The organism is Xanthomonas hyacinthi, from assembly GCF_009769165.1.
Lineage (GTDB): Bacteria > Pseudomonadota > Gammaproteobacteria > Xanthomonadales > Xanthomonadaceae > Xanthomonas_A > Xanthomonas_A hyacinthi.
The window spans coordinates 446,539-462,700 of sequence record NZ_CP043476.1 but is presented as its reverse complement, the minus strand read 5'-3'; the positions used below and the strand labels follow the sequence as shown (position 1 = coordinate 462,700).

General features: G+C 70.1%; 11 protein-coding genes. 2 read left to right on the top strand and 9 right to left on the bottom strand.

Features of this window, described 5'->3' with window-relative positions:
• Positions 1 to 44 precede the first annotated feature (44 nt).
• Positions 45 to 1,271 carry an MFS transporter gene (locus tag FZ025_RS02165; protein ID WP_046978290.1) on the top strand — a complete coding sequence of 409 codons (1,227 nt, stop codon included), beginning with the start codon at positions 45 to 47 and terminating at the stop codon, positions 1,269 to 1,271.
• Here the strand turns inward: FZ025_RS02165 and FZ025_RS02160 are convergent.
• From FZ025_RS02160 to ybaL, 8 genes are all read right to left on the bottom strand, one after another.
• The gene (locus FZ025_RS02160) at positions 1,268 to 2,494 is read right to left on the bottom strand and encodes a type III PLP-dependent enzyme (protein WP_046978289.1); all 1,227 of its coding nucleotides are present in this window, start codon (positions 2,492 to 2,494) and stop codon (positions 1,268 to 1,270) included. The two genes, FZ025_RS02165 and FZ025_RS02160, sit on opposite strands and share 4 nt — an antisense overlap.
• The gene (locus FZ025_RS02155; protein ID WP_104558674.1) at positions 2,491 to 4,239 is read right to left on the bottom strand and encodes an IucA/IucC family protein; all 1,749 of its coding nucleotides are present in this window, start codon (positions 4,237 to 4,239) and stop codon (positions 2,491 to 2,493) included. The genes FZ025_RS02160 and FZ025_RS02155 overlap by 4 nt, the downstream gene beginning before the upstream one ends.
• The gene (locus FZ025_RS02150) at positions 4,232 to 5,404 is read right to left on the bottom strand and encodes an MFS transporter (protein ID WP_046978287.1); all 1,173 of its coding nucleotides are present in this window, start codon (positions 5,402 to 5,404) and stop codon (positions 4,232 to 4,234) included. Before FZ025_RS02150 ends, FZ025_RS02155 begins: the two co-directional genes overlap by 8 nt.
• The gene (locus tag FZ025_RS02145) at positions 5,401 to 7,221 is read right to left on the bottom strand and encodes an IucA/IucC family protein (RefSeq protein WP_104558653.1); all 1,821 of its coding nucleotides are present in this window, start codon (positions 7,219 to 7,221) and stop codon (positions 5,401 to 5,403) included. Before FZ025_RS02145 ends, FZ025_RS02150 begins: the two co-directional genes overlap by 4 nt.
• Positions 7,218 to 8,444, bottom strand: coding sequence for an ATP-grasp domain-containing protein (locus FZ025_RS02140; RefSeq protein ID WP_046978285.1), 1,227 nt, complete (start codon positions 8,442 to 8,444; stop codon positions 7,218 to 7,220). Before FZ025_RS02140 ends, FZ025_RS02145 begins: the two co-directional genes overlap by 4 nt.
• Positions 8,445 to 8,696: 252 nt before the next feature.
• A complete protein-coding gene (locus FZ025_RS02135) occupies positions 8,697 to 10,748 on the bottom strand; it encodes a TonB-dependent receptor family protein (protein WP_244292564.1) in 2,052 nt (683 codons plus the stop codon).
• A gap of 97 nt (positions 10,749 to 10,845) precedes the next feature.
• On the bottom strand, positions 10,846 to 11,577 hold the full coding sequence (locus FZ025_RS02130; RefSeq protein WP_046978283.1) for an HpcH/HpaI aldolase family protein: 732 nt from the start codon (positions 11,575 to 11,577) through the stop codon (positions 10,846 to 10,848).
• 186 nt (positions 11,578 to 11,763) lie between these two features.
• Complete coding sequence (gene ybaL / locus FZ025_RS02125) at positions 11,764 to 13,443, bottom strand: YbaL family putative K(+) efflux transporter (RefSeq protein WP_046978282.1); 1,680 nt, start codon at positions 13,441 to 13,443, stop codon at positions 11,764 to 11,766.
• A 673-nt stretch (positions 13,444 to 14,116) separates the two neighbouring features.
• Between ybaL and FZ025_RS02120 the strand changes: the two genes are divergently transcribed.
• On the top strand, positions 14,117 to 15,628 hold the full coding sequence (locus FZ025_RS02120) for an MASE1 domain-containing protein (protein WP_104558652.1): 1,512 nt from the start codon (positions 14,117 to 14,119) through the stop codon (positions 15,626 to 15,628).
• Here the strand turns inward: FZ025_RS02120 and FZ025_RS02115 are convergent.
• Complete coding sequence (locus FZ025_RS02115) at positions 15,618 to 16,052, bottom strand: hypothetical protein (RefSeq protein WP_046978281.1); 435 nt, start codon at positions 16,050 to 16,052, stop codon at positions 15,618 to 15,620. The two genes, FZ025_RS02120 and FZ025_RS02115, sit on opposite strands and share 11 nt — an antisense overlap.
• Positions 16,053 to 16,162 lie beyond the last annotated feature (110 nt).

Below are 16,162 nucleotides of genomic sequence, written 5' to 3'. Positions count from 1 at the left end.
GGTCAGCCTACCATGCGCGCCGTCCCTCCATCGCCCGGTTTGCCATGTCGAGTCTGCGTCCTGCCGCCGCCACCGTTCCCGCCGCCGCTGCGCCCCGTCCGGTGGTGACCGGCGTGCTCGCCGCGATCACCTCCTCGCACCTGATCAACGACATGATGCAGTCGCTGATCCTGGCGCTGTACCCGGTGCTGAAAGGCCAGTTCCAGCTCAGCTTCGCCCAGGTCGGGCTGATCACGCTGACCTACCAGCTGACCGCCTCGCTGTTCCAGCCGCTGATCGGGCTGCGCACCGACCGGCGGCCGGCGCCGTACTCGCTGCCGCTGGGCATGACCTCGACCCTGTGCGGCCTGCTGCTGCTGGCGTATGCGCCGAGTTTCGCGATGGTGCTGCTGGCCGCGGCGCTGGTCGGGATCGGCTCGGCGATCTTCCATCCGGAATCCTCGCGGATCGCGCGGCTGGCCTCGGGTGGACGCCACGGGCTGGCGCAGTCGGTGTTCCAGGTCGGCGGCAACACCGGCACCGCGCTCGGGCCGCTGATCGCCGCGGCGGTGATCGTGCCCAACGGTCGCCAAAGCGTGGCCTGGTTCGGCGCCGCGGCGCTGCTCGGTATCGCCTTGCTGTCCTACGTCGGCCGCTGGTACGCCTTGCATCTGCAGGCGGTGCGCGCCGCACCGCGGCCCGCCGCGGTGGCGCCGGCGCTGCCGCGCAGGACCGTGCTGCGGATCGTGGCGATCCTGCTGCTGCTGATCTTCTCCAAGTATTTCTACATCGCCGGGCTGAGCAGCTATTACACGTTCTATCTGATCCAGCGCTTCGGGGTGTCGGTGCAGAGCGCGCAGCTGCACCTGTTCGCGTTCCTGCTGGCCTCGGCGCTGGGCACGCTGATCGGCGGTCCGGTCGGCGACCGGATCGGGCGCAAGCCGGTGATCTGGGTGTCGATCCTGGGCGTGGCGCCGTTCGCGCTGGCGCTGCCCTACGTCGGCCTGCACGCGGCGACCGCGCTGACCGTGCTGATCGGCTTCGTGCTGTCCTCGGCGTTCTCGGCGATCCTGGTGTATGCGCAGGAAATGATGCCCGGCCGCATCGGCACCATCTCCGGGCTGTTCTTCGGCTTCGCCTTCGGCATGGGCGGGCTGGGTGCGGCGGTGCTCGGCCTGCTCGCCGACCGCGAGGGCATCGTGTTCGTATACCAGGCGATGTCCTACCTGCCGCTGCTGGGCATCGTGGCGGCGCTGCTGCCGAGCCGGCGTCCGGCGCCGGCTCAGGTTTAGGGCGTATCGCTAACGGGTGACGCGCCTTCGCCCGTGCCGTCCACGAACAGCATCTGCGGCGGCGGGTGCATCAGGAACTGCTGGTGCGAGATGTTCCAGGCGTAGGCGCCGGCGAGCGGGAACGCCAGGCAGTCGCCCGGCGCCAGGGCCGCGACCGGTTGCGCGCGCGCCAGCACGTCCTTGGGCGTACATAGCTGGCCGACCAGGGTCACCCGCGTGTCGCGCAGCACCGGCGCCTGGGTGCCGCGCAGCACCAGGAATGGATGGTCGTGGCCTTGCGCGGCCGGGGTGCGGAAGTGGTGCGTGCCGCCACGGCCGATGGCGAAATATTCGCCATGGCTGCGCTTGATGTCGAGCACTTCCATCAGATACCAGCCGCAGCTCGCGCTGACGTAGCGGCCCGGCTCCAGGCGCAGGCGCAGGCCGTCGCCATGCGTGCGCAGCAGCGCCGGCAGGCCGGCGCAGAATCCGGACCAGTCGAACGAGGCCGCCGCTTCGGCGTAGTTCACGCCGAAGCCGCCGCCGGCGTTCACCGTCAGCGGACCCAGCTTGTAGGCCTGGCGCCAGCCCTGCACGGTCTGCAGGTAGCTGGCGACCAGGCGCAGCTGCGCTTGCGCGTCGCACTGGTGCGACATCAGGTGGAAGTGGAAGCCGGTCAGCTGCAGCGCCGGGCTATCGCGCAGCAACTGCATGGCCGCGTCCAGGTCGAGTATGTCCAACCCGAACGGCGACGGCCGCCCGCCCATCACCAGGCGCGTGTCCTGCATGCCGGGCACGGCGATGTTCATGCGCAGGAACACCGGCACGCGGAGCGTGCCCTGCGCGGCGATGCGCGCCAGCCGCCGCAGTTCGCCCAGGCTCTCCACGTGCAGCGTGCACTCGGGCAATGACGTTGCCAGCTGCAGTTCGGCGTCGAGCTTGCCGGGGCCGCCGAACAGCAGCGGCCGGCCCGGCTGGTGTTCGTGCAGCCATTGCAGTTCGCCGCCGGATGCCGCCTCGAAGCCGTCCACCCACGGCGCCAGCGTGCGCAACAGCGGCGGCTCGGCATTGGCCTTGGCCGCGTAGTACAGCTCGCAGGCGGCGGGCAGTTGCGCGCGCATCGCTGCGGCGTGGCGGCGCAGCGCGGCCAGGTCGTAGACGTAGGCGCACACTGGCCCGTCGCCGCATTCGCGCAACTGCGGCAGCGCTGCCGCCAGCGGCGCCGGATCGATGCGCAGGCTCATGCCGCGGCCTGCCGCTGCGCCGGCAGCGCGATCGGATTGGGCAGCAGGGTGTAGTCGGCATGGCGGTCGGCGCGTTGCAGCAGGCGCAGGCGCAGGTTGTTCTTGGCCGGCAGCGGCGCGCCTTCGAGCAGCGCCTGCAGCGCCGGTTGCGGGCCGTGGCGCTGCTGCCAGGACTGGGCGATGGTGCCGACGATCCGCCACAGCTGCCGCTCGCGGCGCTCGTGGCCGTCGGCCAGATGGAAGATCGCCTCGGCCAGGTTGTTGACCAGCGCGCAGTAGGCGATCCGGTTCCAGCCCTGTTCGGCGCTGTAGTACAGCGACTGCCGCGCGGTCTCCGACATGCCGTGCAGGCGCGCCGCCGGCCAGCGCGCCGGCAGCAGCTTGGTGCCTTCCAGGTCGCGGATCCAGACCCGCGCCGGCAGGCCGTCCACGCAACCGATCACGGTGTTCTGCAGGTGCGGCTCGAGCACGATGCCGTAGTCGAACCAGGCGCTCCAGACGCCGTCCAGCAGCAGCCGCGCGTAGGCCTGGAACCAGGCCGCTGTCGCCGCATCCAGGCTGCCGTAGCGGCCTGCCAGCGCCCGCAGCGGCGCGGCGCAGGCGGCATCGCCGCGCGCATCGCGGGTGAACAGCGCGCCGGCCACCTGCGGCTGGAAGCGCAGCCGTTGCGGCGCCGGGATCGCCTGCCGGTAGAGCATGCCGAAGCTTTCGCCGAGCGCGCGGCAGGCCTGCGCATCGCCGCCCAGCGCGGAGAAATCCAGATCGGTGGCGGCCGGTTCCAGCAACACCTGGAAGCCCGGCACGCGCTGCGCCAGTTCGCGCCAGGCCGGCGCCAGCAGGCGGGTCAGCGCGACCGCGCTTTCCAGTTCGTACCAGGCGTTCTTGCGCACGCAGTTGGTCAGGCGCACATGCACCGACAGCTTGAGGAAGTAATCCAGCTCGGCGTGGTAGAGCGTGCGCACCGACGAGGTCGGGCGCAGCGCCAGGCCGCGTTCGCCCAGCGGTTCGATCCAGCCGCGCGCCTGCGCCTGGCGCAGCAGCGGGTGCGCGAGCACGCGCTCGGCTTCCCATGGATGGCACGGATACAGATCCGCGGCAGCGCCGGCCTGCGCCAGCGTGGCGCGCACGTCCTGGCCCTGCGCGCGGTACAGGCGTGGATCGATGCGGAACCAGAACAGCGGGAAGCGGCTGCGCGCTTCCGGCGCGCAGGCCAGCACCTGCGCCAGCGGCACGCCTTCGCGGCTCTTCGGCGTCGGGTGCAGCGCGTGCCCCCACAGCATCGATTGTTCGGCATCGATCATCGTCTCACCGCTGGGCACGGCGACCTCGGCGCAGCGCAGCAGCTGTGCGGTCACCGCGATGCTGTTGTCGCTCTGCGCCAGCAGTTCGGCGTTGAACGCCTCGCCGTCGGCCAGTTCCTGCAACAGCAAGCGCACCAGCGCCGTCGCGTCCAGACAGTGCCACGGCTGTGCGTTGGCTTTCAGGTACGGCGCCGAGTCGAAGCGGCAGCGGCCGAGCGTGTCGGTCTGCGCCAGGCGGATGCACAGCGCGGCGCCGGAAGGCAGGTGCAGGCGCAGCCAGCGTTCGCCGGCGCTGGCGATGCCGGGACGGTCCAGGCCGCGGTAGTCGAACTCGGCCTGGCCGCGGCCGATCGCCACTTCGCGCAGATAGCAGTTGAGCCAGCAGGTGATCGCCTGCGCTTGCGCCAGGCTGTCGTACCACGGGTCGTGCAGCGGTTCATGCATCGCGAGCTGGGACATGTGCGGTTCTCCGTACGGATGTGAGCGAGAGGGCCGGCGCCAGCGCCAGCAGGGCCGCGGCGGTCGCGGCGAGGAACGGCACGACCAGGCCGTGGCCTTGCACCAGGGCGCCGGCGAGCGCGCCGCCGGCCACGCCGGCGTATTTGCCGAACGCATCGAAGCGCCCGAACAACTGCCCGGCGCCGTGCGCGCTGGCGATGCCGGCCAGGCTGCGGTTGAGCCCGCGCAGCGCCATCCACATGCCCACGCCGAACAGCAGGCGCGCGGCGATCAGCCACGCTTGCGCGTGCAGCACGGCCTGCAGCAGGCAGGCCAGCGCGAACAGCGCCAGCCCGGCCGGCAGCGGCGAGGCGCCGTGTTCGCGGCCGCGCCAGCATGGCAACAGCACCAGGTAGACCAGGTGCGGCAGGCTGTACAGCAAGCCTGCGGCGGCGGCGTTGCCGATGCCCTGCGCCTGCGCGTACGGCAGGAAGTACGGGAAGGTCACCACCATCGCGAAGCAGAACAGGAATTGCGTGCTCCACAGCGCCCAGCGCTGGCGACGGCGGCTGGCGTCGTCGTGCGCGTCGGCATCCGTTGCCGCCGCGGCGTGGCGTGGCCGCGGCGGATCGGCGGGTAGCCGCCAACTCAGCGCGAAGGCGAGCAGCGGCAGCAGCGCCAGATAGCGGTACAGCGATTGCGCCGGACCCAGCGCGCTGGCCAGGCCGAGCAGCGCCGGCGCGGTGACCATCGCCAGCCGCGCCGAGAACTGGGTCCAGTCCAGCGCGCGCGCCAGCGGCCCGGTCCGCGCCTGCGTGGTCAGATAGGCATTGGTCGCGGCCAGCGAACCGCCGCAGGCGCCTTGCACCACCAGCCCGGCCACCAGCCAGCCCAGGTCGGGCGCGAAGCCGGCCATCGCGAAGCCCAGCGCCAGGCCCAACTGCGCGCGCAGCAGCGAGCGCTTGCGTCCGTAGCGGTCGGCCAGCCGGCCCCAGGCGCTGGCGGTGAGCGCGGTGCACAGCGTCGGCAGCACGTACAGCACGCCGCTCCAGCCGATCGCCGCGCCTGGCGCCAGCTGCTGCAGCACCTGCGGCAGGAACAGCGGCATGCCCAGCGCAGTGAACGCGGCCAGGTAGTGCGCGGCCAGCACCGGGCCGAGGATCCGCTTCATCGCGCGGCTCCGTGCGTGAATGCCGCCCGCGCCGGCAGCGCGACCGCGGGCGCTGTCGCCGCGGCGGGGTCCTCGCGCAGCAGATTGGGCGCGCTGTCGCCGTAGAACTTGTTGATGTCGGCGGCGCCGGTGATCTGCTTGCCGAGCAGGCTGCCGGCGCTGAGCAGGTACTTCACCGGCAGCCGCGGCGCTGCCAGCAGCGCCTGCGCCGGCGCGCTGTCGATGCCTTCGGCATGCAGTTCGCGCAAGGTGCCGTGCAGGCGCGCGCGCAATTGCGCGTACAGCGGCGCGCGCAGCGCCGGCTGCGCGTCGGCCAGGCCTTCCAGCACCGCCTGCAGGTCGAGCTGCAGGATGATGGTGCAGAACATCCGCGCCAGCGCGGCCTCGTCTTCCACCGCGATGCGCGCGTCGCGCGGCGGACCCAGTTGCGCCAATTCCGGCCGCTGCGCATACAGCCGCGACAATTTCACCCGCGCCGCGTCGTTGTCCTTCAGCAGCAGCCGTGGGGCGCGGCCGCGGGCGTAGATCAGCACGCTGTTCTGCTGGTTGGCCTCCAGCGCGATGCCGTAGCGCAGCCACAGCCGCAGATGCACCTGGCACATCAACGCGAGGTAGGCGTCCCACCATGCGTGGAGGTCGCCGCCGTGGAAGCGCTCGGCCAGGTGCAGCGCCAGCGGGCGGCCGTCCGGCAGCGCGGCGCACAGGCCGGCCACCGGCACCAGCGTCGCCTCCGCCAGCGGCGGATAGCGGCGCAGCAGATAGGCCAGGTGACGCGCCTCGCCGACCTGGCCGGCGTGGGATTCGTCCGCATGCAGGTAGCGCGCGTCCAAGGCCGGATCGTGCGCGGCGATGGCGCGCAGCACGCGTTCGAACCAGTGCCCGTCGTACAGCGTGGACGGCTTGATCAGGCGCAGGTTGAGCGCGCCGAGGGTGCGCATCGGCAGCGGTAGCTTGAGGTGCTGGTCCGGATATTCCAGCGGGATCAGCGTGCGCACCGACAGCGATGGGCGCACCTGCAACCAGGGTTGCGGCGCGGCGAGCGCGCCGTCGGGCAGCGCGAAGCCGTCTTCGCCCAGGCGCGCGAAGGTCAGCGGGTGCAGTGGCCAGGCGACGTGGCTGGCATCCAGCGCCGGCGCCAGCCCGAGCATGCTCGGGCGCGGCCAGAACGCCGGCGGCGGCGTGGTCTGCGCCACCGCCACCGCCGGCAGCGCCAGCCAGCGCAGCGCGAAACACGGTGCGAACTCGGGCGCATAGTGCGGCAGCTGCGCATCGTCCAGCCCGACCTTGGCGCGCGCGGTCGGGTAGAACGGATGGTCGCGATGGCTGGCCAGCTGTTCGCAGCGGTAGGCGCGTTCGTGCGCATCGGCCGCGTCCAAAGCGGCGGCCAGCGGCGCGCGCTGTTGCGCGTAGGCCTGCCGCACCAGCGCACGCTGGCGCACCGCGCAATCCGCTTCGTCGGCATAGGCGCGGTGCAGGCGCCGGGTGTCCGCATCCAGCCCGGCGCTGATCCGTGCCAGCCAGGTGGCGGCGCCGGATTCGAAGACGATGCGTTCGCCGTCGCGCAGCAGCCAGCCGTCGCTGCAGGCGCTGAGTTCCTGCAGGTAGCCGCGGCGTTGCAGCGGCAGCCACAGCTCGCCGTCGGGCAGGTGTGCGATGCGCCACCAGGTCGCGCTGGGCAGCGGCGCCGGCCACGCCGCCAGCAGCGCCGGCGATGGCGTGGCCGCGGCGCCGCGGCTGACGATGCCGCGCAGGTCTTCGCGCAGGCAGGCGTCGATGATGCGCAGCTCGATGTAGCGGCGGTCGTCGTCGCGGTTCATGGCTGCGCTCCCGCATTGCTCTCGATCCGCCACTGCAGCGGTGCCTCGGCCGCGGCAAGCGCGAGCGGCAGGTCGGCCGCGGCGTCGGCGAGCACGTCCAGCGCGCCCAGGTAGTCCTTGTTGGAGTGGCTCAGGCGGATGCTGTCGCCGGGTTGCCGCAGGCGCCGGTAGCGCGCTTCCCAGTGCATGCCGTCGCAGGCCTGGTCGTCGCTGGCCATGGCCAGGGTGCCTTCGGCCTCGGCGACGTAGTAGCGCACCAGCGCGTGTTCGCGCTGCGCGCGCAGGGTCGGCAGCGGCTGCCCCAGGTGCAGGCCGAGCACGCTGTCGAACCAGCGTCCGCCGAACATGCGGTCGAGCAGGAATTCGCGGCCGTCGCCGATGCTGCGGTAGTTGATCTCGACCAGCACCGGCCCGTCGGCGGTGAGGATGAATTCGCTGTGGCAGGCGCCGAAACCGATCCCGAATGCCTGCAACTGCGCCAGCGCCTGGCGCCGCGCCGGCGTGTCGGCATCGCCGCGCCAGCTGGCCTCGCATTCGACGAAGTGCGGCGGCGCCGACAGGCGCACGTCGAAGCCGCCCAACGCCTGCAGGCGCTGCCCGTCGCCGAGCGTTTCCACGGTGAACAACGGGCCTTGCAGCACGCCCTCCAGCAACACGCTGCGCTGCGGATGGCGCTGCCAGAAATCGTCCAGATAGGCCTGCAGCGCGGCGGCGTCGGCGCAATGGCGCACGTCCAGGCTGGCCACGCCTTCGCGCGGCTTGGCGATCAACGGCCACGGCGCCTGCGCCGGGATCGCCGCGCCCGGCGCCAGGCTGCAGAACCACGGCGCCGGCAGGCCGCGCGCGTGCAGCCGCTGGCGCATCGCGGCCTTGTTCTTGGCCGCATAGCAGATCTGCCAGTCCTTGCCCGGCAGTTCCAGCGCGGCGGCGACCAGCGCGGCGCTGGTCTGCAGATGATCGCTGTTGCTGAACACCGCGCGCGGCTGCACTTGCAGAGTGCTGAGCAGGTCGAGCACGCCGAGCGGATTGAACACGTCGCACTCCAGGATCTGCAACGGCACCGTGGGCGGATGCCGGCGGAAGTGCGCCAGATGGTCGTGGCGGTGGTCGGTCAGCAGCAGCACCGGCACGCCCAGGCGCTGCGCGGCGGGGATGAAGCCATCGGTCACTGCCGGATGGCAGACGTGGCTGAGGATCAGCAGGGGAGCGTCATGCGGGGTCATGATCGGTTCTCGTTCGGAAGACGGGGACGGACGCACGCGACGCCGCGCGCGGCCGCGATCGGGCGGACACGGGAAACAAGCCGCCGCTGCGGCGGGTCGGAACGCTGCCTGGCGCACGCATCGGGCGCGCGCTGGGTGCGCTGCGAACGCGGCCGCGTTCGCGGTGATGGCCCGCGTCTCCCGCGGGCGGCGGCGCGCCGGGTGGCGCGCGGTGCTGCAAACGCTAGCGTCGTCGTCCGACGCCAGCGGCGATCAGAAGCGGTATTCCAGGCCGAGGGTGACGCTGCGGCCCGGCGCCGGCTGCCGGCCCCACGGGCTGGTGTCGATGCCGCGGTACCAGTATTTCCGGTCGAACAGGTTGTTCACCGCCAGCGAGGCGCTGAGCTTGCCGTTGTCGCGCTCGCTGAGCACCTGGCTCAGCTGCGCGTTCCAGACCCAGTACGCCGGCAGCTCGCCGACCGAGCCGATCGCGTTTTCCTGCACGCTGTTGGCGGCGTCGCTGAAGGCGCGGCTGAAGTAATAGCCGGACACTGCGACCGTGCTGCGACCGGGCTGGTAGGAGGCGCCGAGGCTGAGCTGGTTGCGCGAGGTGTAGGGCACCTGCTTGCCGTCGTAGGCGCCCGATTCCTGGCGTGCGTCCAGATAGGCGTAGCCGGCGTTGAGAGTCAGCGCGCGCAGCTGCGCCGGACTCCATTGCAGTTCCACCTCGCCGCCCTGGTGACGGGTCTTGCCCAGGTTGCGGTAGGTGCGGGTGGTGTTGTCGAGCTGGATCTGCTGGTCGAAATCGATCAGGTAGCCGCCGAACTGCACGCGGGTGCGGGCGTTGGGCTGGTAGCGTGCGCCGGCCTCGTAGTTCCAGGCCAGCTCGGCATCGAGATTGTCGCCGTAGATGATCTGGGTGACCTGCGGCGCGCGCAGCGAGCGCTGCCCGTCGGCATACAGATACCACTGCGGCGTGGCCTGGAAACCGAGGGTCAGGCCGGGCAGCACATCGCTGGTGGTGTTGCGCGTGCTGGTGCCGCTGGCGAGGTTGTAATAGCGCGAATCCACCCGCTCATAGCGCAGCCCGGGGGTGATGGTGACGCGGCCGTCGGCCAGCCCGATCGCATCGCTGACGTAGGCGGCGGCGCCGCGGTCCTTGAAGCGCCAGTCGCGCACCAGGGTATACACGCCGTCGCTCAGCCGCGTGTTGCCGACCAGGAAGTCGATGTCCTCGCTGATCGCGCGCGCGCCCACGGTCCACTGCTGGCTTACCGAACCGGAGTCCATCTTCCAGCTCAGCCGCGGCTCGCTGCCGTAGACCTTGAAATCGCGCGGGGCGCTCTGCCGCAACTGCGGCGGCAGATCGGGACGCCAGGTCTCGCTGCTCGCCTGGCGCATGCCGACGATGAAGTTGCGGTTGCTGCGCGCGCTGAAGTTGCTCCAGTCCAGGCGCAGGTCCTGCAACGGACCCAGGTCGCCGAACTCCTGCTGGTAGACCAGCGAAGCGCGCGTGGTGCGGCCGGTGAATTCATCCAGCGGCCGCGTCGACTGGCGCGCATCGCGCAGATAGTCGGCGGTCGACAAGGCGCCGGCCATGTCCATGTCGGCCACGTAGCGCTGCACGCTGGCCTTGAGCAGCTTGTCCGGCGCCAGCCACCATTCGGCGCGCAGGCGCAGGTTCTTGATGTCGGTGTCGCTGTGCGCGCGCCAGTACTCGCCCTTGCTCCAGTTCGCGTCCAACTGCAGGCCGAAGCTATCGCTGGCGTAGCCGCCGGTGCTGATCGCGGTGTCGCCCAGATAGTGCCCGGCGCCGCCGGCGGTGACCTTCTGCCCGAGCGTGGTGGTCCAGGTCGTGGGGATGTCCGGACTGATCAGGTTGATCACGCCGCCGACGTTGTTGGGACCGTACTGCACCGCCGCGCCGCCGCGCACGATGTCGATGCGGTCGACCTGGTTCAGGCCGACCGGGAACAGCGACAGGCTGGTCTGCCCGTACGGCGCCAGCGCCAGCGGAATGCCGTCCTCGAGTACCTGTACGCGGCCGCTGCGGCTCTCGTAGAGACCGCGCAGCATGATCTGCGGCAGCGCGCCGGTGCCGGTCTCGTCGAACACCTTGATCCCCGGCACGCGCTGCAGCGCGTCGTCCAGCGAGCGGTTGGCGCCGTTGCGCAACTGCGCGTTGTCGATCACCTGGCGGCTGCCGGCGTAATGCTGCACGTCCTGCACGGTGGAGCGGCCGAGCAGGCTGCCCTGCACCTGCACGGTATCCAGCTGGCGGATCCGCGCCGCCGCGTCCTGCGATTCCCGCGATTCCTGGGCGATGGCGGCGAACGGGGCGAGCAGGGCGGCGCCGACGGCGACGGCCAGCAACGCGGGGGAAAGCGAAACGGTCAAGGCGACGACTCCGGGGAACGAAGGATCACTGCACGCGCAGCTCGGCGGCGTGCTGGCGCAGCGCGGATTGCAGCAGCGCGCGGTCTTCGCCGGCGAACAGCCAGTGCAGGTCCGCTTGCGCCAGCCAATGCCGGCGTTGCGCCGCGTCGCGCGGATTGGGGCAGAACGGGATGCCGGCGTCACGGCAGGCCGCGGCGATGGCCAGCAGCTGTGCCCACACCTGCGGATGGGTCGGCTGCGGGCCGACACCCAGATCCAGCGCCAGGTCGAGCGCGCCTTCCATCACCAGCGATACGCCCGGCACCTGCAGGATCTGCGGCAGTGCGCGCACCCCGGCCGCGCTTTCGATCATCGGCACCACCCGCAACGCGTGCCGGGTGCGTTCGATGTAGTCGGCCAGCGCGAGGCTGCCGAAGCCGGTGACGCGGCCGCCGCAGATGCCGCGCCGGCCGTGCGGCGGGAAGTGCGCGGCGGCGACCGCGCGCTCGGCCTGCTCGGCGCTGTCCAGCCCGGCCAGCACCACGCCGCGCGCGCCGGCGTCGAGTACCCGGCCGATCAGCTTGGCATCGACCTCGGGTACGCGCACCCAGGCTTCGCAGCCGCCCAGCTCGCAGGCGCGGATCGCGTGTTCCAGCTCTGCCGGCGAGCGCAGCACGTGCTCCAGGTCGAGCACCGCGAAGTCGTAGCCGAGGTGGCCGAACATCTCGCACAGCAACGGGCTGGGCACCGAATTGAGCAACCCGATCTTGCAAGCCATGGGGGAGAGCGAGCGGGCTGGGGAAGGGGCTGCAATCCTGGCTTAAACGATAATGATTATCAAGTAGGTTCAGGGCCGCCGCCGCTGCATTCCTGTAGACGCTTTTTGTGCGCGCCGACACCTGTGCAGGCACGCAGCGAGCTTGCGCTTGCCGTGCGGGCTTCACGGATGCACGCCGCGCAGGCGTCAGCCTGGCGCGATGCGCATGGCGCGGTACGGCGGCGTCGCCATCACCATCTCGGCCAGCGAATAGGCCAGCTCGCGCTCGGCCATCACCGTGCCGTCGGCGCCGTGCTCGAGCAGGTGTTTGACCTCGGCATCGCTGTGCGCACGCGCCAGCAGGGTCAGTCCCGGATTCAGCGCGCGCAGCTTGGCCAGCGCCTCGCCGGCCTCCAGCGGCTGCGGGATCGCCAGGATCGCGATCTTGGCCTTCTCCGGGTGCGCCTCGGCCAGCACTCGGTCGGCGGCAGCGCTGCCGCGGATGCCGGGGATGCCGTCGGCATGCGCGCGTTCCACGTGCTCGCGGTTGTCGTCGATCACCAGCACCGGCACGCCGCGTTCGCGCAGCACCGCGGCCAGGGTGCTGCCGACCCGGCCGTAGCCGATCACGATGGCATGGTCGACCAGATCCAGCGACGGACCCGGCGGCAGTTCCGCTTCCACCGTCACCGGCGCTTCCACCGCCTGCCTGGCCTGCCAGCGGTCCAGCCAGGTGAACAGCAGCGGGTTGGCGATGATCGACAGCAGCGCGCCGGCCAGGATCAGGTCGCGCCCGGTCTCGGGCAGGATCGCCAGGCTCACACCGAGTCCGGCCAGGATGAAGGAGAACTCGCCGATCTGCGCCAGGCTGGTCGAAATGGTCAGCGCGATGCCGGTGGGATGGCCGAACACGCGCACGATCACGAACGCGGCCAGCGACTTGCCGACGGTGATGGTCAGGAACGTGGCCAGCACCTGCCACGGATGCTCGAGCAGGATGTGCGGGTCGAACAGCATGCCGACCGAGACGAAGAACAGCACCGCGAACGCATCGCGCAGCGGCAGCGAATCGCTGGCGGCCTTGTGGCTGAGCTCGGATTCCTTCAGCAGCATGCCGGCGAAGAACGCGCCCAGCGCGAACGACACGCCGAACAGGGTGGCCGAGCCGAACGCCACGCCCAGCGCGATCGCCAGCACCGACAGCGTGAACAGCTCGCGCGAGCCGGTTGCGGCGACCTTCTCCAACACCCACGGGATCGCACGGCGGCCGACCACCAGCATCACCACCACGAACGCGGCCATTTTCAGCAGGGTGATGCCCAGCGCAGCGAGGATCGCGCCGGTGCCGGCGCCCTTGCCGCCGAGCGCGTCGGCCAGCGCCGGCAGCAGCACCAGCGCCAGCACCATCACCAGGTCCTCGACGATCAGCCAGCCGACCGCGATGCGCCCGCGCTGGGTTTCCAGCAGGCGCCGTTCCTCCATCGCGCGCAGCAGCACCACGGTGCTGGCCACCGACAGCGCCAGGCCGAACACCAGCCCGTGCAGGGTCGGCCAGCCCATGCTCCAGGCCAGGCCCCAGCCGAGCAGGGTCGCGACCGCGATCTGCGCCAGCGCGCCGGGGATCGCGATCCACTTCACTTCCATCAGGTCTTCGAGCGAGAAATGCAGGCCCACGCCGAACATCAGCAGCATCACCCCCAGTTCCGACAACTGGTTGGCCAGCGCCTGGTCGGCGACGAAGCCGGGAGTGAACGGGCCGACGCAGATGCCGGCCACCAGATAGCCGACCAGCGGCGACAGCTTGATCCGGTGGGCGAGGGTGCCGAGGACGAAGGCGAGGGCGAGCCCGACCGCGATGATGTCGATGAGACTGGTGTCGTGATGCATGCAGATTCGCGGAACAAGAAGGCAAGGAGTGTGGCCGATGCGGCTTTTATCGGCAAATCCGGCGGCTTGTCCAGTGCATGGGCTGACGCCTGTCGCGGGCGCCGCGTCGGCGCGTCCGATGCGCGCCCGCAGCGGCCGCTGGCGAGCCGGGGACGATCCCTGTGGCGGTGCCTGGTCGCCAAGCGGCGCGCTATCGTCGCCCGGCTGCCTTGCGCCGCAGCGGGCTTTCCAGTCCGCATGACGAGGCGGTGCAGAACCCAAGGCAGCGCAGGGCGAGCCGGCGCCGTGGCAGGACATGCGTCACGTTGCCATTGCCGCGCCCCGGCGTGTTCCGCCGAGCGACGGCGGCGCCGTCCGATTGCGGTAAAGCCGCGCCGCTCCGATACTAATGTGCCGACAGCGCGGCCGCCGCACCAGGTGGCCTATCGCGGCGTGCGCTGCCGGCCCAATATCGGCGTCATCTCACAGATGCGTGATACGCGAAACCGTCAAAATCGAACGGGTCGGAGCCATGCCGAATGAGAAGCCTGTCCCAGCATCCCCGCGATCCCCGCAAACCCCCGCCGCGCAGGGCGTTGCCGCCGTCGTGCGCGCCGCAAACTGTCTACTGTGCGGGTTCGCGCCGTGATGTATGTTTGCGCCAATCGGGCGTCCTGCCAAGGATCAAGGTGGTATGGCTACACTGAAAAAACTCGCTGGCGGCATCCTGCTCAGTGCAGGTTACTGCGCGCTCTACATGCTCGTGTGGCGCTGGTCTGTCGACCAATGGTTCCTGCCAGTCGGTTTGCGCGCTGCCGCGTTGCTCTTCCTTCCCTACAGGCTCTGGCCATATCTACTGGCCGGCGATGCCGCCGCGTTGCTCATCTTGCGCGCGCCGATGGCCGACGCGCATGGAGTGAGCGCGACGTGGGCCTATGCGAGCCCGTTCCTGTTGATGCCAGTCTTCGCCCTGGTGCCGCTGGCTTCGCGCTTGCTGATGCCGCAGAAGTCCCTGCAGAACTGGCTCCCCTTCGTCGCGTTGGCGGCTGCGCTGTGGGCAGCGATGTCCAACAAGGCGCTGAACTCCTCGCTGGGCGGTCCGGTGGGAGACATCACCCCGGACAACATCATCAAGTTCTGGATAGGTAACTATTTGGGCATCCTGATGTTCGTGCTGCCGGCATTGCTTTGGGTGCGGCGCAAGGGCAAACGGGTGATGCCCAGCGATGCGTTGCGCCGCGACGCCGCCATTGCCGTGCTGATGGTCGCCGGCATCTTTGCCATGGCCATGGTCGCCTCCGGATCGCTTCTGCGCCAGGTCACGCTCGTGCTGCTGATCGCGCCCGGCGTGTGGCTCACGCTTTGCCATGGGTGGCGCGGAGCCGCCGTGGGCGTGGTGCTGGCTGACCTGGCGGTGGCGATGTCGCTTCCCCTGGTGAATTTCGAGGGCGCCTACGACGCGCAGGGATTCAACGTCCAGTTGTTGATCGCTGTCGCGGCCACCACACTGTTCGCTCTTGGATCCAAGATCTCCGGCGCCTTCGACCAGGCCCGGCGCTTCGGTTACGCCGAACAGCAAGCTCTGCAGGTGGCGCAGGCCAGCTACATGTCCGCCGAGCGCACACTGCGCAATCGGGTGATCGAATACACCGATATCCATGCCCATATCAACAAGCTGCGCCGCGATATCGCCGCTTCCTTGAAAGAGCACGGGCACTACGCCGCCGCCATGGAAATGAACCGGACCGGGGTCATTCAGGCGCAGCTGTTGGACGATTATGTCGCTGCATTGTATCCGTTGGACATCGAGACCGATGGCCTCTACGGCGCGCTGAGTTCGGTCGCCTTTGCCAATGCCTGCGATACGGAGGTGGACGCGCGGCTGCACGGCGAGTCTCGGCAGCTATCGATCGGCCTGCAGTTGGCGGCGTATCGCTGCGTGCTCAACGCGATGGAGATCCTGCCCAGCGCCAGCCGGCACCGGGTCGAGGCGCGCGTCTGGACGGGACGCGGCAAGCGTGGCGTCGTGGTGGCGATCAGCGCCGATCCGGCCGTGCTCAGCGGGAAAAGAAGCAAGGGCGTGGATGAGAACGACTGGGAGCTGGCAAGCAGGCTGAAAGCTCATGACGGCACTTGCCAGCGCCGCCATGAGCTGAAGATCAGTTTCCTTGTTTCCGAACCGTTGGAGCGTTCCCTCACTTCTTGATCGTGACGGTCCAGGCATCGCCATTGGCGGTGCTGGAGACCTGCACGGTGAAGTAGCGCGCGTCGTAGACCACGGCGCCGCGGGTCTTGTCCAGCACATCGACGATGCTCACCGCGCCGACTTCCTTGCCTATCGGCGTCACCCAGGCGGTGTTCTCGATGCGCCCGATCGCGCCGCGGACCTGGCCGGTCGTATCGTTGATCTGCAAATAGGTCACCCCGTTGCGTTCGAAATGATAGATTCTCCACGCCGGGTTCGTCGACAGGTCGACTGCCTGCGGGGCGCTTTCGCCCAGCCCGCTGATCGCGATCTGACTGCCGTTGCCGCCCGACGGGCAGCAGGTTTGCGCATGCGCGTTCGCCGCCAGCGCCGAGCACAGCAAAATGCCCGACGCCACCGCCACGATTTTCGAAGTATTCCACATAGCCGAGTCCTTCCCTGCTGAGGGTTTCATAGCCTGCCGTTCAGGCGATTCCACCTTACCCGAGTCGCAGCGTGCAGCTGTTGACAAATATGGGGTAAATATTCGAGGTT

Bases quoted from the DNA above. Each gene is read 5' to 3' on its own strand.
- ybaL (WP_046978282.1), bottom strand. From the start codon at position 13,443: ATGCATCACGACACCAGTCTCATCGACATCATCGCGGTCGGGCTCGCC.
- FZ025_RS02130 (WP_046978283.1), bottom strand. From the start codon at position 11,577: ATGGCTTGCAAGATCGGGTTGCTCAATTCGGTGCCCAGCCCGTTGCTG.
- FZ025_RS02155 (WP_104558674.1), bottom strand. From the start codon at position 4,239: ATGCATGAACCGCTGCACGACCCGTGGTACGACAGCCTGGCGCAAGCG.
- FZ025_RS02140 (WP_046978285.1), bottom strand. From the start codon at position 8,444: ATGACCCCGCATGACGCTCCCCTGCTGATCCTCAGCCACGTCTGCCAT.
- FZ025_RS02150 (WP_046978287.1), bottom strand. From the start codon at position 5,404: ATGAAGCGGATCCTCGGCCCGGTGCTGGCCGCGCACTACCTGGCCGCG.
- FZ025_RS02115 (WP_046978281.1), bottom strand. From the start codon at position 16,052: ATGTGGAATACTTCGAAAATCGTGGCGGTGGCGTCGGGCATTTTGCTG.
- FZ025_RS02160 (WP_046978289.1), bottom strand. From the start codon at position 2,494: ATGAGCCTGCGCATCGATCCGGCGCCGCTGGCGGCAGCGCTGCCGCAG.
- FZ025_RS02120 (WP_104558652.1), top strand. From the start codon at position 14,117: ATGGCTACACTGAAAAAACTCGCTGGCGGCATCCTGCTCAGTGCAGGT.
- FZ025_RS02145 (WP_104558653.1), bottom strand. From the start codon at position 7,221: ATGAACCGCGACGACGACCGCCGCTACATCGAGCTGCGCATCATCGAC.
- FZ025_RS02165 (WP_046978290.1), top strand. From the start codon at position 45: ATGTCGAGTCTGCGTCCTGCCGCCGCCACCGTTCCCGCCGCCGCTGCG.